The organism is Bradyrhizobium sp. CCBAU 11361 (assembly GCF_028128935.1).
In the GTDB taxonomy this organism is placed as follows: Bacteria; Pseudomonadota; Alphaproteobacteria; order Rhizobiales; family Xanthobacteraceae; genus Bradyrhizobium; species Bradyrhizobium niftali.
Window position 1 is genome coordinate 118906 of record NZ_LBJZ01000187.1, and the last position, 19747, is coordinate 138652.

19 protein-coding genes are annotated in these 19747 nt (G+C 65.4%); 7 read left to right on the plus strand and 12 right to left on the minus strand.

Going from position 1 to position 19747, the window contains the following annotated elements:
* Window positions 1–6 precede the first annotated feature (6 nt).
* Complete coding sequence (locus XI08_RS28080) at window positions 7–1185, minus strand: acetyl-CoA C-acetyltransferase (protein ID WP_271576859.1); 1179 nt, start codon at window positions 1183–1185, stop codon at window positions 7–9.
* A 306-nt stretch (window positions 1186–1491) separates the two neighbouring features.
* Between XI08_RS28080 and phaR the strand changes: the two genes are divergently transcribed.
* Window positions 1492–2088 carry a polyhydroxyalkanoate synthesis repressor PhaR gene (phaR, locus tag XI08_RS28085; RefSeq protein ID WP_027545280.1) on the plus strand — a complete coding sequence of 199 codons (597 nt, stop codon included), beginning with the start codon at window positions 1492–1494 and terminating at the stop codon, window positions 2086–2088.
* A gap of 176 nt (window positions 2089–2264) precedes the next feature.
* Here phaR and XI08_RS28090 read toward each other — a convergent pair whose 3' ends face one another.
* Window positions 2265–3152 carry a branched-chain amino acid aminotransferase gene (locus XI08_RS28090; protein WP_271576860.1) on the minus strand — a complete coding sequence of 296 codons (888 nt, stop codon included), beginning with the start codon at window positions 3150–3152 and terminating at the stop codon, window positions 2265–2267.
* A gap of 229 nt (window positions 3153–3381) precedes the next feature.
* On the opposite strand from XI08_RS28090, the gene XI08_RS28095 reads away from it, so the two are divergent.
* On the plus strand, window positions 3382–4320 hold the full coding sequence (locus XI08_RS28095) for an alpha/beta hydrolase (RefSeq protein WP_271576861.1): 939 nt from the start codon (window positions 3382–3384) through the stop codon (window positions 4318–4320).
* Between the two features lie 9 nt (window positions 4321–4329).
* Here the strand turns inward: XI08_RS28095 and XI08_RS28100 are convergent, their stop codons facing one another.
* Complete coding sequence (locus XI08_RS28100) at window positions 4330–4578, minus strand: hypothetical protein (RefSeq protein WP_027545283.1); 249 nt, start codon at window positions 4576–4578, stop codon at window positions 4330–4332.
* A 215-nt stretch (window positions 4579–4793) separates the two neighbouring features.
* On the opposite strand from XI08_RS28100, the gene XI08_RS28105 reads away from it, so the two are divergent.
* The gene (locus tag XI08_RS28105) at window positions 4794–5663 is read left to right on the plus strand and encodes a hypothetical protein (RefSeq protein WP_271576895.1); all 870 of its coding nucleotides are present in this window, start codon (window positions 4794–4796) and stop codon (window positions 5661–5663) included.
* 67 nt (window positions 5664–5730) lie between these two features.
* Here the strand turns inward: XI08_RS28105 and XI08_RS28110 are convergent, their stop codons facing one another.
* The 4 genes from XI08_RS28110 to XI08_RS28125 form a co-directional block, all read right to left on the minus strand.
* On the minus strand, window positions 5731–6291 hold the full coding sequence (locus tag XI08_RS28110; protein WP_271576862.1) for a carboxymuconolactone decarboxylase family protein: 561 nt from the start codon (window positions 6289–6291) through the stop codon (window positions 5731–5733).
* Window positions 6292–6401: 110 nt separating this feature from the next.
* Complete coding sequence (locus XI08_RS28115; protein ID WP_271576863.1) at window positions 6402–6989, minus strand: peroxidase-related enzyme; 588 nt, start codon at window positions 6987–6989, stop codon at window positions 6402–6404.
* Window positions 6986–7477 carry a CMD domain-containing protein gene (locus XI08_RS28120; RefSeq protein WP_271576864.1) on the minus strand — a complete coding sequence of 164 codons (492 nt, stop codon included), beginning with the start codon at window positions 7475–7477 and terminating at the stop codon, window positions 6986–6988. Before XI08_RS28120 ends, XI08_RS28115 begins: the two co-directional genes overlap by 4 nt.
* On the minus strand, window positions 7474–8631 hold the full coding sequence (locus XI08_RS28125) for a PLP-dependent cysteine synthase family protein (RefSeq protein ID WP_271576896.1): 1158 nt from the start codon (window positions 8629–8631) through the stop codon (window positions 7474–7476). The genes XI08_RS28120 and XI08_RS28125 overlap by 4 nt, the downstream gene beginning before the upstream one ends.
* Window positions 8632–8718: 87 nt before the next feature.
* Between XI08_RS28125 and XI08_RS28130 the strand changes: the two genes are divergently transcribed.
* Genes XI08_RS28130 through XI08_RS28140 form a run of 3 tightly spaced genes read left to right on the plus strand, consistent with a single transcriptional unit; the run spans window position 8719 to window position 12486 of the window.
* On the plus strand, window positions 8719–9699 hold the full coding sequence (locus tag XI08_RS28130) for a LysR family transcriptional regulator (protein ID WP_027545288.1): 981 nt from the start codon (window positions 8719–8721) through the stop codon (window positions 9697–9699).
* Window positions 9696–11156, plus strand: a complete 1461-nt coding sequence (locus XI08_RS28135) for an NAD(P)-binding domain-containing protein (protein WP_271576865.1) — start codon at window positions 9696–9698, stop codon at window positions 11154–11156. The genes XI08_RS28130 and XI08_RS28135 overlap by 4 nt, the downstream gene beginning before the upstream one ends.
* A gap of 25 nt (window positions 11157–11181) precedes the next feature.
* Window positions 11182–12486, plus strand: a complete 1305-nt coding sequence (locus XI08_RS28140) for a citrate-proton symporter (RefSeq protein WP_271576866.1) — start codon at window positions 11182–11184, stop codon at window positions 12484–12486.
* A 6-nt stretch (window positions 12487–12492) separates the two neighbouring features.
* Here XI08_RS28140 and XI08_RS28145 read toward each other — a convergent pair whose 3' ends face one another.
* Complete coding sequence (locus XI08_RS28145; RefSeq protein ID WP_135174937.1) at window positions 12493–12957, minus strand: Lrp/AsnC family transcriptional regulator; 465 nt, start codon at window positions 12955–12957, stop codon at window positions 12493–12495.
* Window positions 12958–13120: 163 nt separating this feature from the next.
* Between XI08_RS28145 and XI08_RS28150 the strand changes: the two genes are divergently transcribed.
* Window positions 13121–14134: a 1-aminocyclopropane-1-carboxylate deaminase gene (locus XI08_RS28150; RefSeq protein WP_027545292.1), complete on the plus strand. Its 1014-nt coding sequence runs from the start codon at window positions 13121–13123 to the stop codon at window positions 14132–14134.
* Window positions 14135–14324: 190 nt separating this feature from the next.
* On the opposite strand, the gene recQ is transcribed toward XI08_RS28150, so the two are convergent.
* The 4 genes from recQ to XI08_RS28170 form a co-directional block, all read right to left on the minus strand.
* On the minus strand, window positions 14325–16190 hold the full coding sequence (recQ, locus tag XI08_RS28155; protein WP_271576867.1) for a DNA helicase RecQ: 1866 nt from the start codon (window positions 16188–16190) through the stop codon (window positions 14325–14327).
* A 223-nt stretch (window positions 16191–16413) separates the two neighbouring features.
* Complete coding sequence (locus tag XI08_RS28160) at window positions 16414–17157, minus strand: polysaccharide deacetylase family protein (RefSeq protein WP_271576868.1); 744 nt, start codon at window positions 17155–17157, stop codon at window positions 16414–16416.
* Window positions 17158–17270: 113 nt separating this feature from the next.
* Complete coding sequence (metA, locus tag XI08_RS28165; protein WP_271576869.1) at window positions 17271–18272, minus strand: homoserine O-succinyltransferase MetA; 1002 nt, start codon at window positions 18270–18272, stop codon at window positions 17271–17273.
* Between the two features lie 12 nt (window positions 18273–18284).
* Window positions 18285–19586: an O-acetylhomoserine aminocarboxypropyltransferase/cysteine synthase family protein gene (locus XI08_RS28170; RefSeq protein ID WP_271576870.1), complete on the minus strand. Its 1302-nt coding sequence runs from the start codon at window positions 19584–19586 to the stop codon at window positions 18285–18287.
* Between the last annotated feature and the right edge of the window lie 161 nt (window positions 19587–19747).

Sequence of the window (19747 nt, forward strand, 5' to 3'; positions counted from 1 at the left end):
CTATCTTCAGTCGCGCGCCAGACACATCGCGATACCCATGCCGCCGCCGATGCACAGCGTGGCAAGGCCCTTCTTGGAATCGCGCTTCTGCATCTCGTGCAGCAGCGTCACCAGCACGCGTGCGCCGGAGGCGCCGACCGGGTGGCCGATCGCGATCGCGCCTCCGTTGACGTTGACCTTGGAGGTGTCCCAGCCGAGGTCCCTGTTGACGGCGCAGGCCTGCGCCGCGAAGGCCTCGTTGGCCTCGATCAGGTCGAGGTCGCCGACGTTCCAGCCGGCCTTCTTCAGTGCGGCGCGCGAGGCCGGGATCGGGCCCGAGCCCATGATCTTCGGATCGACGCCGGCCTGAGCCCAGGACACGATGCGCGCGAGCGGCTTCTTGCCTTCCTTGGCAGCCTGCTTCGCGGTCATCAGCACCACGGCGGCAGCGCCGTCATTGATGCCGGAAGCAGAGCCTGCGGTGACCGTGCCGTCCTTCTCGAAGGCGGGACGGAGCTTGGCCATCGCATCGAGCGTTGCGCCATGACGCGGATATTCGTCGGCGCTGACGACCACGTCGCCCTTGCGGGTCTTGATGGTGACGGGGACGATCTCGTCGTTGAACTTGCCGGCCTTCTGCGCGGCCTCGGCCTTCTGCTGCGAGGCGACCGCGAACTCGTCCTGCTGGGCGCGGGTGATCTGCCACTGGCGCGCAACGTTCTCGGCAGTGTTGCCCATGTGGTAGCCGTTGAAGGCATCCCACAGGCCGTCCTTGATCATGGTGTCGACGAACTCGAGCGCGCCCATCTTGACGCCGCCGCGCAGATACTGGGCGTGCGGGGCCATGCTCATCGATTCCTGGCCGCCGGCGACCACGATCTCGGAATCGCCGTTGAGCAGCGCCTGATAGCCGAGCGCGACCGTGCGCAGGCCCGAGCCGCAAAGCTGGTTGACGCCCCAGGCCGGGCTCTCCACCGGAATGCCGGCGGCGATCGAGGCCTGGCGGGCCGGGTTCTGACCCTGAGCCGCGGTCAGGATCTGACCCATAATGACTTCGGAGACCCGCCCGGGCTCGATGCCACCACGCTCCAGCGCGGCCTTGATGGCGACGGCGCCGAGATCATGGGCGGGAAGGGTCGCGAACGCTCCGTTGAAGCTTCCGACCGCGGTGCGGGCGGCGCTGACGATGACGACATCGTCTGACATGGGCATCTCCTGGGGTTGAATGGGGGCAGACGGGGCTGGGGAAACGGCTCGCCAGTCTCGGACGGCATCCTGTTAACGTCATTGCGGCATGTCAATCGGCCGGTGGCCGAATTCATGCCGCAACGCATTCAAAATAGCGTTCTTGGCGCTTTCGCAAGCACGTTTTTGCTGCCCGATTAACCGTGGCGCACAAAACGGTAGCGTGACCCCTTTGAAAATGCTTATTTTGTTGCGTTGCGTACTCTTCCCGCCCTGCGGCATTGGCCCGCCGGGTTCCCGTTCTCAGCGTCTTGCAAGTGAGAGCCCATGGCGAAATCAGACCAACCCACCACCATCAAGAAATACGCGAACCGCCGGCTCTATAACACCGGAACGAGCACCTATGTGACGCTGGAAGACCTCGCCGCCATGGTCAAGGATGGCGAAGATTTCCTGGTCTACGACGCCAAGACCGGCGACGACATCACCCGCTCCGTGCTGGCCCAGATCATCTTCGAGCAGGAGAACAAGGCCGGCCAGAACCTGCTGCCGACCACCTTCCTGCGCCAGCTCATCCGCTTCTACGGCGACAGCATGCAGATGGTGGTGCCGAAATATCTGGAACAGTCGATCGCGACGCTGACCCAGGAGCAGGAGAAGTTCCGCAAGCAGATCGCCAACACGCTGTCGGGCACGCCCTTTGCGCCCCTGGAGGAACAGGTCCGCCGCAACATGGAGCTGTTCCAGCAGACTTTCTCGATGTTCAAGCCGTTCGCGCCTGGCGCGGTCCGCCCGGCGGCTGCGCCAGAGCCTGAGCCCGATGCGAGCGCCGAGCCGGCCAAGGACAGCAACATCGACGATCTGCGCCAGCAGATGAAGGAAATGCAGGAACGCCTCGAGCGGATGTCGAAGAAGGAAGAGTAGGGCTTTTCGGGCGCCAAAGCGCGCTGCCTGCTCCGACCAAGTCGTCCTGGCGAAAGCCAGGACCCATACCGCGTGATCTATCGGTCGCGTTCGATGGCAGTCCCGGACGAGGAGTCTTCGCCAAACGCCCTCTTGGGGTAATGGGTCCTGGCTTTCGCCATGACGACGTTTGGCCCCTACGCCGCCAGCTTCACCGCATGCGCAAAGTCCCAATAGAGCTTGCGTGCCCTGGTGTAGAGCGGGCCCGGCTTCAACTCGCGCTCGTCGATGCGAATCACGGGCGCGACCTTGGCGAAATTGCCGGTTGAAAAGATCTCGTCGGCGGCGAGAAAGTCGGCATAGCGCAGCGTCGTCTCGACCACGGTGACGCCGTCGGCGCGAAGCAGGCCGATGACGCGCTGGCGCGTGATGCCGTTGAGGAAGGTGCCGTTCGGCACCGGCGTGAACACCACGCCGTCCTTGGCCATGAACACGTTGGAATTGCCGAACTCGGCGACATTGCCGAGCATGTCGAGCATCAGCGCGTTCTGGAAGCCGCGCGCAGCGGCCTCCGCCAGCGCGCGCGAATTGTTGGGATAGAGGCAGGCCGCCTTGGCCTCGACCGGCGCGCATTCGGCCGTCGGCCTGCGGAACGGCGACAGCGTGATGGCGTTGCCGACGGGTTTGGGCATCGGCGCCTCGTAGATGCACAGGCACCAGTTGGTGGTCTCGGGGTCGAACAGCACGCCGCCGCCCGCCCCGTTCTGCGCCCAGTACATCGGACGAACATAAAGCTCGGCATTGTCAGCGAAGCGCGCGATGCCTTCGTTTGCGAGCGTGAGCCAGGTGCCGGCATCGACCACCGGCTTCAGGCCAAAGTTGACCGCGGATTGATTGGCTCGGGCGACGTGACGGTCGAGATCGGGTGCGACGCCTTCGAACGCGCGCGCGCCGTCGAACACGACCGAGCCGAGCCAGGCCGCATGCGTGCGCGGGCCCATGATCGGCACATTGCCGTCGTGCCATTTGCCCTCGAAGAAGGTCCAGCTCGGCGAATATTCGATGGGTTTCTTGATCTCGGCCATGACCGGCCTCCCCTTGGCGTGATGCCGCAATATGGCACGACTATTGGGGCCAAATTCTAAATGATTCCCTGCGGGGAAGCGGTGAGTTACCCTCTCCCCTTGTGGGAGAGGGTGGCTTCGCGCTAGCGAAGCCGGGTGAAGGGTCTCTATCCGCGATCTCATCTGCCGAGAGAACCCCTCATCCGGCGCTTCGCGCCACCTTCTCCCACAAGGGGAGAAGGAAAGGTCCATGCCGCTCGATCCGCTCGCGAAGCGTTTGTTGACCATGATGGCTGCGGCAGGGCCGCAGGCGCGAAGCCGGCCGAGCGTCGAGGCGCGGCGGCAGTCGCTGGCGAAGCTGATGCAGTTTGCGCGCGCTGACGCGCCTGACGTGACCGCGTCCGACGGCACACTGCCCGGCCCCGGCGGAGAGGTTCCCTATCGGCTGTATTCGCCCGCCAGCGCCAGCGAGCGCGCGCCGGGCTTCGTGTTCTTTCACGGCGGCGGCCTGGTTGCCGGCAGCATCGCCACGCACGACCGCATCGCGGCGGCGCTTGCGCATGCCACCGGCTGCCGCCTGGTCTCGGTCGACTACCGCCTCGCGCCGGAGCACAAATTCCCCGCCGCGGTGGACGACGCAATCGCCGCCACCGAATGGGTCGCGCGTGAAGCGTCGTCCCTCGGCATCGACGCCGAACGCCTCGTGGTCGGCGGCGATTCCGCCGGCGCTACGCTCGCCGCGATCGTGTGCCAGGAAGCGCTGCAGAACGCCGGCCTCTCCATCGTCGCGCAATGCCTGATCTGCCCGGTGCTGGATTTCGAGGAGACCTCGCCTTCGCGCGAGGCGTTCGCCGAGGGCCATCTGATCGATCGCATCACGATCGAGGCCGATCTCGCCGACTACCTGCCCGGCAGCAACATCGATACCGCCGATCCCCGCATCTCACCGCTGCGCGCGACCCGCCTTGCGGGCCTGCCGACCGCGATCATCCATACCGCCGAGTTCGACCCGATGCGCGACGAAGGCAATGCCTATGCGCGCAAGCTGCTCGCCGCAGGCGTCGCCGTCGAGCACGTCTGCCATGACGGCATGGTCCACAATTTCCACGCCATGGGCGCGATCCTGCCGCAAGCACAGCTCGTGCTGTCGCAGATCGGCGAACAGGTGCGGCGGGCGGTGGAGACGTAAAAGCGCGAATCACACGCGCGCGTCGAGCACGGCTCTGGCTGCCACTACATATTCGGGCCAATGCGCATCCGCATAGCGTTCGGCCTGCCGCACGCAGGTGACATTGGGCGCATGGGCGGCCGCAATCGTGCGCGCGAACCGCTCTTCGGCTACCGTCACGTCGTCGGGCTCGGGCGACGGCACGGCAGCGGCCACGGCAGTCGGGGCCACGGCGAGTCCCGCCAGACCGGTGAGCAGGATGCGGCGTGACGTATTCATGGCTGTCGTCCTTCAATTGTCCGGCCTGCACTCCGGCCGGCGCGTGTGTCGGTGCGATCACGGCAGAGTAACCGCGTGCATCCGTGCAGTCCATCGCTTGCGGATAGCGCTTGACCCCACGAACGATCACGTTCCATCTAACAACGGTTCCGCCATTAAATCGCCACGCGTCGGATTGTCACGTGCCTCATCACCGCCAATCGAACCTTCAGGCCTTGCGCGCGGCTGCGATGGGACTGTTGTGCCTGACGATGTCGGTGGGCGCTGCCTTTGCCGGTGACGAGAAGGACGAATCCGCAAAGCCTGATGTCCCGAACCTCTATCTCGATCTTCGAACGACCTATGCGACGATACCCGCCGGCACGCTCGGGATCAGCTTCGGCAACACGTCCTTGTCGGCCGCGTTCCAAGCGCTGGCGGCGCGCGGGGGCACGACGCTGCCGAACGGCCTGCCCGCCGCAAAATCCATTGCCGTCGACCTGCCGCTGACGGTCGATGTCAGTGATCGCGTCTCGCTCTATGGCGGCGTGTCGGGCTCGACGACGGACATCGGCGGCGGCTGGTCGGCATTCGACATCACAAGCTGGAACATCGGCGTGCAGGCCGACCTTTATCAGCAGAACGGCGGGAAAATCCCGACCATCACGCTGCAATCGACCCTGACGCAGTCGGTGCCGAACGAGCAGGGTATGACGACATCGTTCAACAACATCCTGGAATTCGACTACGCGCTCGACGAGGACGAAACGCGGGGCTGGCTTGCCGGCGTGCAATACACCCACACCGATATCGCGAGCCAGTTCGCCAGTATCCGGCCAAACACGATCCTCTATGCCGGCGGTTATTACCAATGGCCGAGCAATTGGAAGTTCACCGGACGGCTCGGCGTGCAGTCGTTCGGCGGCGCGCGGATCGCAGGGCGAACGCTGGCGGAGTCCTTCACCCAACCGATCCTGCGGCTCGATCTCGACCGCATGGACGACAACGACAATCGCCTGTTCGGCATCACCGCGCAGATCGCGTGGATGCCAAAGCCGTCCTACCAGCTGACGCTGCGCACGCCGCTCTACGCCGTGCGGAATTAGAGCATGATCCGGAAAAGTGTGCAGCGGTTTTCCGAAAAGATCATGCTCGAACAGAACAAGGCGCCGGCTACTCCGGCACCGGCACGTCGAAGGTGTTGAGCGTGACCGAGACCATGCAATAGACGCCGACGAGATAGGACAGCTCGGCCGCGCCATGCTCGCCGAATTCCTTGACCGCGGCACGCCAGGTCAGTTCCGGCAGCACGCCGCCGCTCACAAGCGCCGATGCAACATCGTAGGCGACCGCCTCCTGCTTGGTGAGATCCACCGGCCGCTGCCCGGCGACGATGGTCGCGAGCTTCTCGTCGGAGAGGCCGCGCTGCTCGGCCACCAGCACATGGGCATAGAGCTCGTAGCCGGAACGGAAATGCGAGCCGGTGACGAGGATCGCGACCTCGCGCACCGGCGCCGGCAGCAGCGGGTTTGACGCAATCGCCTTGACCAGATCCCAAACCGGCTTGCCGAAGCGCGGCTCGCGGATCCAGGGATTCCAGGGCCCGAGCAGCGCGCCGTCGTCGCGCATGTTCACAAAGCCTTTAAAATGGTCCCTGATGCCGGCTCGCATGTCGTCATAGAGCGGCTTCTGCTCGTCGGTCAGATCCTTCGGATCGAGAATGGGAAGGCGCACGGCAGGATCTCCTCGTTGAGACGCCGCGAAGCTCGCCCGCACGCGTGTGCATGGCAAGTGAAGTTGCCGTGACATTCGGTCCGGGCCCGGTCACCGCCCGACGGCGTCGGTTACGGCGCCTCCGAGCGCGCCAGCGGCTCGCCCAGCGTATGCATCAGCCGGTTAGCCCAGCCGAAGATCGCGGCCGACAGCACCAGGTCGAGCTGCTCGAGCTCGCTCAGCCCGGCCTCGCCGAGTGCGCGCGCGTCCTCTGCAGTAGCTTCGATCGGCGTCGTCGAGAGCTTTGTGGCGAAATTGAACAGTGCCTGCTGGCGCGCCTCCAGCGTGGCATCGCGCTCGTCGGCAAAGATCTCCTCGACGACGTCGTTGCGCCCGGAGTAAGTGATGAAGCGTGAGGCGTGCACGGCGGCGCAATAGATGCAGCGGTTGACGACCGAGGCACTCAGCGCGCCGAGCTCACGTTCGGCCGGGGACAAGCCGTCCTTGCCATACATGATAAGGTTGAACAGCGGCGAGCGCACCGCGAGCGATTCCGGGTCATGCGCCAGCGTCAGCACGTAAGGCGAGACGCCCTTGTTGGAGGGCGTGACCTTCATCGCCGCGAGCTGCTCTGACGTCGCCGAGGCGAGCTCGACCGGCGTGACATAGGGCGACCAGGTCGGGATCGTGGCGGTGAAGTTGTGGACGACCTCGCTCATCGGGCTTCGACCTCTTTCAGGAGCCTGAGGCCGGCCAGGACCCGCAGCTGGTAGTTCACGAAGGCGGCAAGCTCGGACAGCCGCACGATATCGGCCTCGCTGACACCGGCCGTCTTCAGCGCCGCGATGTCCTGTCGCGTCGCCTCGCGCGGCGACAGCGTCAGCAGGTCGGCATGGCGGGCCATGGCGTCGTGCAGGGAATCGCCACACACGCCGCCGGGCCATGCGAGGGCGGCCAGGTCGAGATCGCTCGCATGCGCCAGATAGGATTCGTAATGCGCGGTCAGCGCCTCGTCGCCGACGTGCCGGCACATCCGCGCCGCGAGCGCCGCCCGCAAGCCGTGGCTCAGGCCGCCGGGTTCGCGCGGCAGCAGCACCGCGTCATGGGCAGCTTCGCTGAGGCGAAAAATCTCGGCGCGGGCGTTCAGAGCCTGGCCGAGCCGTGACGCCGCGCGCACGCCGGCAATGGTTTCGATCAGCGTGGTCAAGCAACACTCCGCGGGCTCTGTGGATTGACAACATCCTCGACGGCGAGCGCCAGCGGCTGCGCCGTATCCAGAAACGACGACAGGGCAGTCTCGAACGGCGTTGGATCGAGGCCGCGTGCTTTCAGCCATGCGGGGTCATAATAGGTCTGCCGATAGCGCTCGCCGGAATCGCAGATCAGCGTGACCAGCGATCCGGTTTGGCCGGCGCTACGCATCTCCGAAGCAATGCGGCACAGCGCCAGGAAATTGGTGCCGGTGGAACCGCCGACGGATCGGCGCAGCCGGCGCGACAGTACGTTCATCGCCGCAATCGTTGCTACGTCCGGGATCTTCATCATGCGGTCGACAACGCCAGGCACGAAGGACGGTTCGCAGCGCGGCCTGCCGACGCCCTCGATCAGCGAGGGCCGCTCGCAAACGTGGGAGCGGTCCTGCGAACGGAAGCAGTCGAAGAAGGCGGAATGCTCGACATCGGCGACGCAGAGCCGCGTAGGATATTGGCGATAGCGCAAATAGCGTCCGATGGTGGCCGAGGTGCCGCCGGTGCCGGCGCCCATCACGATCCAGTCCGGCAGCGGGCGCGGCTCGCCCTGCAATTGCGTGAAGATCGATTCGGCAATGTTGTTGTTGCCGCGCCAGTCGGTGGCGCGCTCGGCGAAGGTGAACTGGTCCATGTAGTGGCCGTTCAGGCGGGTGGCGAGCGCAGCGGCCTCGGCATAGAGCGCGCGGCCGTCGTCGATCAGATGGCAGTTGCCGCCATAATGCTCGATCGCAGCGATCTTCTCCGCCGAGGTCGTGCGCGGCATCACGGCGTAGAAGGGTACGCCGATCATCTGCGCGAAATAGGCTTCCGACACCGCGGTCGACCCCGACGATGCCTCGACGACGGGCGTGGCTTCGCGGATGTGGCCATTACAGAGCGCGTAGAGGAACAGCGAGCGCGCCAGCCGATGCTTCAGGCTGCCGGTCGGATGCGTGGACTCGTCCTTCAGATAGATATCGATGCCGGCAAGCGCGGGCACGATCAGCCGGATCAGATGCGTGTCGGCCGTGCGGCATTGGTCGGCCTCGATCGCAGCTACAGCCTCGTCGACCCAGCCGCGCCGGTAGGCCGGACCGGCCGGATTGTGGTGGCGAAAGGGGGTTGGCTCCATCGGCATGGCAAGAATCCTCTCATAATACTTCTTGCACATCAAGAAATATTGTTCATTCTATATCCACATAATGCAGGCGACATGGCCATGAACCAGGACGTTATCGACATCCGCCTTCTCGAGGCCTTCGCCGCCGTGATGTCGGCCGGCAGCATCACCGGCGCGGCGCGGCTGCTCGGCCGATCGCAGCCGGTCGTGACGCGTCAGATCCAGGATCTCGAAGCTGACGTCGGCTATCTCCTGTTCACCCGGAACGGCCCGCGCATCAGCCCGACGCCAAAGGGCGTGCTGTTTCATGCCGAGGTCGAGCGGCTGCTGATGGGCTTGAAGCACATCCGCCAGCGCGCCAACGCGATCGGTGCGGGTGCGCTTCCCGTGCTCAGCCTGGCGGCAATCCCGGCGCTGGCGGCCGGCTTCGTCCCGGCTGCGCTCGCAGCGCTCGAACGCGAGTTGCTGCCAAGCCAGGTCCACGTGCAGGCGCTCTCGGCCGAGAACGTCGTGCAATCGGTGCTGTCGCAGTCGGTCGATTTCGGCCTTGCGAGCCTGCCGATCCAGCATCCCGGGCTCGACGTACAGTGGGTCTGCGAGGTGCCCTGCGTCGCGTGCCTCGCGATGGATCATCCGCTGGCGAAGAAGAAGGTCATTCGCCTGAAGGATCTTGCTGGCGTCCGGCTGCTGACGATGGCTAACCCCTACAGGCTTCGCCGCCGGGTGGAGGAGGCGCTGGAGCGTGAGGGTGTCGTGCCCGCTGAGGTCATCGACACCAACGCTTCGCTGACGGCGATTGCCATGGCCAAGCAGTCGCTCGGCATCGCCGTGGTCGAGCCGGTGCTGACCTCCAGCCTGCCGGTGGAGGGCGTCGTCACCCGGCCCCTGGACGTGTCCATTCCCTTCCTGTTCGCCGCGATTGCGCCGACCGGGCGCGAGCTGACGCCGACGGTCGCCGCGCTCAACGACGCACTGCGCGCCGCGGTCGCGCTGATGCCTGGCGCAAGGCTGCATAGCGGCGCCGCCGCGCTGGCCGAGGCCGGCGATGAAACCAGTGAATTCGAGAAAGCTCCCTCATGACGACGATGACACCTGACGCGGCGGGCCTCGCGGCGCTTGAAGCGCGCCTGAAGCAGGATCTGGCCTGGCTCGAACTGCCGGCCAAGCCGTGGGTGCCGCGTCGCGTCGTCGATGGCGAGAGCGTCGTCGACGTCGTCATCGTCGGCGCAGGCATAGCCGGCCTCGTCGCCTCCGCCATGCTCAGGCGTCTCGGCGTCGACAACCAGCTCGTGCTCGATCGCGCGCGCGCCGGTGAGGAAGGTCCCTGGGTCACGTTCGCCCGGATGCGGACGCTGCGCTCGCCCAAGGAATTGACCGGCCCCGCGATGGGCATGCCGGCGCTGACCTTCCGCGCCTTCTACGAGGCGCAATATGGCAGGCAGGCCTGGCAGGCGCTCGACCGCGCGCCGCGCACGATGTGGATGGATTACCTGATCTGGTACCGCAAGGTGCTGGGCCTGCCGGTCCGCAACGGGGTTTCGGTCGAGCGAATCCACGCGCGCGCCGATGAATTGTTCACACTCGAAATCAGCGAAGGCGGCACGTCGCGGCAAATTCTCGCGCGCCACGTCGTGCTGGCGACGGGGCGCGACGGCCTCGGCGGTGCTTACGTGCCGTCGCTGTGCGACGACATCGACCGACGTTTCTGGGCGCATTCGTCCGCCCCCATCGACTTCGAGAGACTTCGCGGCAGGCGTGTTGCCGTCGTCGGCGCGGGCGCATCCGCGATGGACAACGCAGCGATGGCGCTGGAGGCGGGCGCAGCGCGGCTCGACCTCTTCATTCGGCGCGCGGACATCCCGCGCGTCAACAAGTTCACCGGCATCGGCAGCCAGGGCGTCGTCCACGGCTTTGCCGGCCTGTCGGATGACTGGAAATGGCGTTTCCTCGATCACACGCTGAAGGCGCAGACGCCGCCGCCGCGTCAAAGCGTGCTGCGCGTCTCCGCCTATCCGCAAGCGCATTTCCATCTCGCAAGCCCGATCGATGATCTCGTCGTCGCGGGAGACCATCTCATAGTGACGACGCCGAAGGGCCGCTATGCGACCGATTTCATCATCTTCGGCACGGGCTTCAAGGTCGACCTCGCGTTGCGCGACGAGCTTGCCGAGTTCGCGCCGCATATCCGGTTCTGGTGCGACCGCTTCCCGGCACCTGACGGCATGGACAATGCCGAGCTGGAGAACTCGCCAGACCTCGGCGACAGCTTCCAGTTCCTGGAGAAAGAGCCCGGCGCCTGCCCCATGTTGGCGCGGCTGCATTGCTTCAACTATCCGGCGACGCTGAGCCACGGAAAGCTCTCCGGCGATATCCCCGCGATCAGCGAGGGCGCCGACCGGCTCGCCCGCGGCATCGTCCGTCGCCTGTTCGTCGAGGATCGCGAGATTCATTTCGCCAACCTCAGGGCCTTCGCCACGCCGGAACTCGCCGGCGACGAATGGCAGGATGCCGACGTCACCCATCAACCCGCCGAATAGGCGCAACCGGACAGGCAAGCGAGAGATGCAGACGAACAGGAAAGCCATCGCGGCGGCGATCGCCGGCAATGCGCTGGAGTGGTACGACTTCACGGTGTTCGCGCTGATGACACCGATCATCAAGAACCTGTTCTTCCCGGTCGACCCGAAAATTCCGGGCAGTGAGATCAACGCGCTGCTGCTGACCACCGCGCTGTTCGGCACCGGCTTCTTCATGCGGCCGATCGGCGGCCTCGTGCTCGGCTATTTCGGCGATCGCAAGGGGCGGAAGGCGGCGATGACGCTCGGCATGGGCATCATGGCCGTGTCGGTCGCGCTGTTGGCGTTGACGCCGACCTACGCCACGGCCGGCATTGCGGCGCCGCTGATCGTGCTGCTGGCGCGGCTGTTGCAGGGCTTTTCGGTCGGCGGCGAGTTCGGCACCTCGACCGCCTATCTGATCGAAGCGGCGCCTCCCGGCCGCACCGGCTTCTATGGCTCGTGGCAGATCGCCGGCCAGCTCATGGCCAACGTGCTCGGCGCAGTGTTGGGCGCCGCCCTGACGCTGGCGTTCACGCAGGAGCAGCTTGCCGCCGGCGCCTGGCGCATTCCCTTCTTCGTCGGTCTCGTGATCGTTCCGATCCTGCTCTATATGCGCGCCAGCGTCATCGAGCCCGAAGCTTCCCGGCGCAGCATGGCGACGGTGCACAAGGACAATTTCATCGCCGCGCTCAAGAATCCCGGCCGCAATTTCCTGATCGGCATGGGCATGGTGGTGGCGAGCGCCGTGTCGTTCTACGTCACCTTCGGCTACACCGTGACCTACGCCAAGGAGGTGCTGAAGCTGCCGCTGATGCAGAGCTTCCTGGTGCAGATGATCGCGGCAATCGTGATGGTGATCGTCGTGCCGATCGCGGGCGCCGTCTCCGACCGCTATCCGCGCAGGCCGCTGTTGCTGGTCTCGTTGATCGGCTACTTCGTCTCGCTCTACCCGCTCTATGCCTGGGTGATCTCCGAGCCGTCGATCGCAAGGCTGCTGGTCGCCCAGGTCGTCATCGGCTTCTTCAGCGCCTTCTTCCTCGGCGTCTACTGCACCACGCTGGTCGAGCTGTTCCCGATCCGCATTCGCTCGACCGCGCTCGCGATCGTCAACAACGTCGCGGTGCTGGTGTTCGGCGGCTTTGCCCAGTTCTTCGTGACCTGGCTGATCGCGCTCACCGGCTCCCCGCTGGCGCCGATCTTCTATGTCATGATCGGCGTCGGCCTCGGGCTGATGGCGGTGATCGCGATGCGGCCGGAGGACGCCGAGCGGGAGCAGGTCGCGGACGGCGTCGTCGAACAGGCATCGTGAAGCCGCTCAAAACTCCAGCGGCGCGTTGTCGACGACTTCCTTCATCACGAAGAAGGTGCGGGTCTGGCGCACGCCGGGCAGCGCGATGAGCTGCTCGCCATGGATGCGGTTGAAGTCCTCCATGTCGCCGACGCGGATCTTGAGGAAATAGTCGAAGTCGCCGGCGACGAGGTGGCAGTCGAGCACGAATTTCAGCTTTGCGATCGCCTGCTCGAAGATGGCAAAGCTTTCCGGCGTCGAGCGGTCCAGCACGACGCCGACCATGACCAGGGTCCCCTTTGCCACCTTCTTCGGGGCAACCATGGCGCGGACGGCGGCGATGAAGCCGTCCTCGAACAGGCGCTGGGTGCGGCGATGGCAGGTCGCGGGGCTGATCGCGACGGTTTCGGCCAGCTCGGCATTGCTGAGCCGGCCGTTATTTTGCAGCAATCTCAAGATCTTAAGGTCTACGCGGTCTAGCCGAGACGACATGGAAGAAACTTCCGATATTTGATCGATTTCTGAAAGAAATATTAGCTCACCTGCCATTCTTCGCAAGATAACATGCAATACGGGCGCAGCATTCGAGAGCACATTCCTTATCACCTATGCTAGTCGCTGCGGCCAGCTCAACACCAATCGGGATGACCTGACCATGCTGGAAAAATTCGCGCGCTATCCGCTGACCTTCGGCCCGACGCCCATCGAGAAGCTGGAGCGGCTGTCGAAGCATCTCGGCGGCAATGTCGAGATCTATGCCAAGCGCGAGGACTGCAATTCCGGTCTCGCCTATGGCGGCAACAAGCTGCGCAAGCTCGAATACATCATCCCGGATGCGATCGCCTCCAACGCCGACACGCTGGTCTCGATCGGCGGCGTGCAGTCCAACCACACCCGCATGATCGCCGCCGTCGCCGCCAAGATCGGCATGAAGTGCCGCCTGGTGCAGGAAGCCTGGGTGCCGCACGAGGACGCCGTCTATGACCGTGTCGGCAACATCATGCTCTCGCGCATCATGGGCGCCGACGTGCGCCTGGTCGACGACGGCTTCGACATCGGCATCCGCAAGAGCTGGGAGCAGGCGATCGAGGAGGTGAAGGCCGCGGGCGGCAAGCCTTACGCGATTCCCGCCGGCGCCTCCGTGCACAAATTTGGCGGGCTCGGCTATGTCGGCTTCGCCGAGGAAGTGCGCAAGCAGGAAGCCGAGCTCGGCTTCAAGTTCGACTACATCGTGGTCTGCACCGTCACCGGCTCGACCCATGCCGGCATGCTGGTCGGCTTCGCCGCCGACGGCCGCGCGCGAAAGGTGATCGGCATCGACGGGTCGTTCACCCCGGCGCAGACCAAGGCGCAAGTGCTTTCGATCGCCCAGAACACGGCCAAGCTCGTCGAGCTCGGCAAGGACATCGTTGCAGACGATGTCGTGCTGATCGAGGACTACGCCTATCCCGCCTATGGCGTGCCGTCGGAAGAGACCAAGGAAGCGATCCGCCTCACCGCGCGTCTCGAAGCCATGATCACCGACCCCGTCTACGAGGGCAAGTCGATGCAGGGTCTGATCGACCTGACGCAGAAGGGCTATTTCGAGAAGGGCGCGAAGGTCCTCTACGCGCATCTCGGCGGCGCCCCGGCGCTCAACGGCTACGGGTATGCGTTCAGGAATGGCTGAGGTTGCAAACTGTCGTCCCGGGGCGCGGCGAAGTCGCGAGCCCGGGACCCATAACCACGGGATCGCGTTTCGCGAAGACTCGTGGTGACCAGCTTGCCGCAACTACGTTTGCCTGTGGTTATGGATCCCGGATCTGCGCTCCGCTTCGCTGCGCTTGTCCGGGATGACGACGTGGAGGGATGCTCGCCCCCTACCGCGTCCTGATCAGCCGCAGCAGCTCGTCGCCATAATGCTCGAGCTTCTTGTCGCCGATGCCGGGCACGTTGCGGAGCTCGTCCAGCGTGGTCGGCCAGGCCCGCACGATGCCGTCGATGGTGGCATCGTGCAGCACCACATAGGCCGGGACGCCGCGTTCGCGCGCGACGTCCGAGCGCCAGGAGCGCAGCCGCGCGCGCAGCTCTGGATCGACGTCGCCTTGCGGGGCGCTTGCGGCAGGCGCGAGATCGCCGCGGCGGGATTTGGCGCGGCTGGAACGGATGCGGGCGCCGGGCGCCTCCTCGCGCAGCCACACCTCGGTCTCGCCGCGTAGCACGCCGCGTGCGGAGTCCGTCAGCTTCAGCGCGCCATAGGCTTCACTGTCGCTCTGCAAATGGCCCATCGCCACGAGCTGCCGCAGCACCGTGCGCCACTGCTTTTCGTTGAGCTCGCGCCCGATGCCGAATACCGACAGCTTGTCGTGGCCGAACTGCGTGACCTTCTCGGTCAGGCGGCCGATCAGCACGTCGATCAGGTGCATTGCGCCGAAACGCTGGCCGGTGCGATAGACGCAGGAGAGCAGTTTCTGAGCCAGCACCTTGCCGTCGCGCATCTTCGGCGGCGTCAGGCAATTGTCGCAATTGCCGCAGGTTTCGCCGTGCACGATCTCACCGAAATAGGCGAGCAGCCGCCTGCGCCGGCACTGCGCGGTCTCGGCGAGCCCGACCAGCGCGTCGAGCTTGCCGATCGACACGCGCTTGAAATCGTCGGAGCCGCTGGACTCGTCGATCATGCGGCGCTGCTGCACGATGTCGGAGAGGCCATAGGCCATCCATGCCGCGGACGGCTTGCCATCGCGGCCGGCGCGTCCCGTCTCCTGGTAATAGGCCTCGATGCTCTTGGGCAGATCGAGATGGGCGACGAAGCGCACGTCGGGTTTGTCGATGCCCATGCCGAAGGCGATGGTCGCCACGATGACGATGCCGTCCTCGTTGAGGAAGCGATCCTGGTTGCGCGAGCGCACGCTGCTGTCGAGCCCGGCGTGATAGGGCAGCGCGGCAATGCCGGCATCGTCGAGCGCGGCGGCGACCTCCTCGACCCGGTTGCGCGACAGGCAGTAGACCACGCCGGCGTCGCCCGCATGGCGCTCCCGGATGAACTCCTTGAGCTGCAACACCGCATTGCGCTTGTCGACGATCTCGTAGCGGATGTTGGGGCGGTCGAAGCTGGAGACGAATTGCGGACTGCCCCCAAGCTGGAGCCGTTCGACGATCTCCTTCCGCGTCAGCTCATCGGCGGTTGCGGTCAGCGCGATGCGCGGCACCTCGGGGAACCGCTCGGCGATGATGGAGAGGCCGACATATTCGGGGCGGAAGTCGTGGCCCCATTGCGAGACGCAATGCGCCTCGTCGATGGCGAACAGTGCGACCTTGGCCTGTGCCAGCATCGACAGGCAGCGCGGCGTCACCAGCCGTTCCGGCGCGACATAGAGCAGGTCGAGATCGCCTGCGATCAGGCGCCGCTCGATGTCGGAGGCCTCCTGCGGCGTCAGCGACGAGTTCAGCGCGGCGGCGTTGACACCGGCCTCGAGCAGGCCGGCGACCTGGTCACGCATCAGCGCAATCAATGGCGAGACCACGATGCCGCAGCCTTCCCGCAGCAACGACGGCAGCTGGTAGCACAGCGACTTGCCGCCGCCGGTCGGCATCAGCACCAGGCAATTGCCGCCATCGGTGACGTGCCGGATGATCTCGCCCTGCGCGCCGCGGAACCCCGGCAGGCCGAACACCGAATGCAGCACCGACAGCGCGTCGCGGCCGTTGGCCGGCGCGGGCAGCGGAGCGATGGAAGGGACATTCATGTGTGTGTCGGAGGCCGTGGGATTCGTCACAAGGCCAGTCGCATGCTGGCGCGGGCGTGGCAAGTCCATCTTCTCCCTCTCCCCGCTTGCGGGGAGAGGGTCGGGGTGAGGGGGAGCCTCAGCGGAGGAGGTGCCAGATGGATTCGCGGAGAGTCCCCCTCACCCGGATCGCATCTATCGATGCGATCCGACCTCTCCCCGCAAGCGGGGAGAGGTAAAACGGCTACGCCCCGATCCTTCGCAATGCCTCTGCAACGGTCACGATCGGCATGTCGCGCTTGCCCGCCGCCTCAAGCGCATGGCGCATCAACTGCGGCGTGCAGCCATAGGGGCTCGGCGCGTTCGCGACGTCATGGCCGTAGAAGATGAGCCATCCGCCGCTCTCGACCGCCTCGTCGAAATAGCGATCGACACCCGCCGTATCGATCTCGCAATCGACCAGCGGCGAGGCGCGCAGGAACTGGAGGTCGATGACGTCGCGATTGACGCCGGGCAGAATGCCGCGTGCCGAGCGAAAGGTTCTTGCGAGCTGCGGCTTGCGCCAGACCGAGGCGAGGCCGTACGGATAGGCGAAATTCTCCAGCGTGATCGAGGAATCGATGGCGCGGAGATGGCTGCGGTTCCGTTCGATCTCGCGGTTCATGGCGGCCTCGTCGAGATCGACCGCGCACTGGTGCGAAAAGGTGTGGCAGGCAATCTCGTGACCGCCACGGTGAAGCCGCACGATCGCGTCGTTCGACAGCCCATGCCAGTGATCCGACGGCCGGTCGATCAGGCTGCCGGCGATGTAATAGGTGCCGCGGCCGCCATGCGCTTCGAGGAGCGAGGCGCCCTCGCCCGCGGCACTATCGGGGGCATCGTCGAAGGTAAAGCTCACCAGCGGCGCATGCGCGGTCAGCCGGTGCGGCGCGGCACGGAAGTGCCGGGCGAGCCGATTGCTCACGCGTCCCTGGAGTGCCGACCACACGACTGCGTTTCCTGTGATTCTGTGATTCCGTATTTCTCTACTGAAACATTCGCGCGCCGGTTGAGGCAAGCTTAACGCTTGGGTAATCCTAACGCGGAACCAACGCCCTTGGGCTAGCGCGCAAGGACCGCGGCCTCGGCTTCCGCACCGAGATATTGCAGCCAATTGCGAAATAGTGCCGCCGCCGCGCTGCCGGCGGCGATATCAGCGCGCAAGTTCAGCGCCGGCAGGTCATTGGTCAGCGCCGGATGGCGCTGGTGCCTCGCCTGCTTCTCGAAGCGCACAAGCTTCTCTTCCGTCGCTGCGTCAAAATAACTCACGGGCAAATGCGGATAATTTTCGCGCTCACGCGCGAGGTAGCGGCCGACGTCGCGCAGATATTCGCGCTGAAGCGACAATGCGTCATATTCGGGGTGGCCCTGGAAGAACACGAAGCGGCTGGCATATTGGCGGACGAAGACGTCGACGCCGGCCAGCGCCGACCGGGTCAGCACCCGATAACCGGCCTGATCGAGGTCGCTCTCGACAATCTCGTTCAGGCGCGAATGCGAAACCTTGAGCGGTGCAGGCACGGCATGCGTCAGCGGATCGCTCGTGATGGCCTCGCAGTCGAAGATGCCGTGACACTTGGCCGGCAATTGTCGCCGCGCGATGCCGTCGAGGTGCAGGACTGCGGCATGCGCGGCAAGGCATGACCAGATCGTCGAGCGCGTGTTGGTCTTGGCCCAGTCGACCAGATCGGTGAGGTCGCGCCAGTACGGCTCCTGGTCGAGCTCGGGCGCGACCGGCTCGGCGCCGGTCACGATCAGCCCGTCGAATCGCTGACGCTTGAGATCCGCGAGATCGGAATATTCGCTCTCGACATGCCATTTCGCCTCGGGCGAGCGCTTGACCGAGGGCAGCGAGAAGCAGTGGAAGCGGATGCGGCGCGGGCCCGCGGCGGCCTGGAGCAGCTTCATGAACTGCCGCTCGGTCGCCTTCAGCGCCGGATCAGGCATGTTGTTGATCAGCCCGATGGTGAGCTCGGCGCCGGCATGATCGCGCGCCAGATCGCCCTCGGCCGGCACCAGCGCCGGGCTCGATATCCCGTGATCCCTGTTGATCAGGATCGTCATCGGGGCCGTCGCCTACTCCGCGGCCTGGAGGCGCGACGACGGACAGGCTTTCTCCAACGCCTGGTCGATGTCCTCGATGATATCGGCGGCATGCTCGATGCCGATGGACAGGCGGATCGTCTCCGGCAGCACGCCGGCGACGCGCTGCTGCTCCGCCGACATCTGCCGGTGCGTGGTCGAGGCTGGATGGCAGGCCAGCGACTTGGCATCGCCGATATTGACGAGGCGCGTGATCAGCTTCAGCGCATCGTAGAAGGCCTTGCCGGCTCCCATGCCGCCCTTGATGCCGAAGGTGAACAGCGAGGAGGCGTTGCCGTCGAGATATTTCTGGACCAGCGGATAGTAGGGGCTGTCCGGGAAGCCCGTGTAGTTGACCCAGGCGACGCGCGGGTCGGTGCGGAGGAATTCGGCCACCTTGCGCGCATTCTCGACGTGGCGCTCCATGCGCAGCGCCACGGTCTCGATGCCCTGGAGCAGCAGGAAGGCGTTGAAGGGCGAGAGCACCGAGCCCATGGTGCGCTGATAGACGCTGCGCGCGCGCTCGATATAGGCGGTCCTGCCGAAGCGCTCGGCATAGATGAGACCGTGATAGGAGGCGTCCGGCTTGTTATAGGCGGGGAAGCGGTCGGCGTATTTCGCCCAGGGGAAGTTTCCGGAATCGACGATGGCGCCGCCGAGCGTGGTGCCGTGGCCGCCCAGGAACTTGGTCAGCGAATGCACGGCGATGTCGGCGCCGTAGTCGAACGGCTTGAGCAGGATCGGCGTTGCGACCGTGTTGTCGACGATCAGCGGCACGCCGTGGGCGTGCGCGATCTTCGCCAATGCCTCGATGTCGCAGACATTGCCGGCGGGATTGCCGATGGTTTCGGCGAACACCGCACGGGTGTTCTCGTCGATCAGCTTCTCGATTGCATCCGGCTTGTCGCTCTCGGCGAAGCGGCCGGTGATGCCCTGGCGCGGCAGAATGTGCGAGAGCAGCGTGTGCGTGGTGCCGTAGAGCTGCGGCACGGACACGATGTTGCCGCCGTGATCGGCGACGTTGACGAAGGCGAAATGCAGCGCCGCCTGGCCGGTCGCGACCGCGAGCGCACCGACGCCGCCTTCGAGCTGGCTGATGCGCTTCTCCAGCACCGCGCTGGTCGGATTGGCAATGCGGCTGTAACGGAAACCCTCGGCCTCGAGATTGAAGAGGGCCGCGCCGTGATCGGCGCTGTCGAAGGCATAGGCCGCGGTCTGGTAGATCGGCACGGCAACCGCGTGCGTGGTGGCTTCGGGCTCATAGCCGGCGTGAATAGCGATCGTCTCGTTGCGCATCGTGCCACCTCCGCGTGGAGCGGGCCGCACTTATTGGCCTGTATGAGGCATGTGCGTTGTCCGCCGTCCTCGTGTTAGAGGCGGGTGGTAAAGCGGGCAATAATTCGCCTAGAGATCGAGGAAGTAACCCTAACGGTTATTGGTGAATTGGCTAAAATACC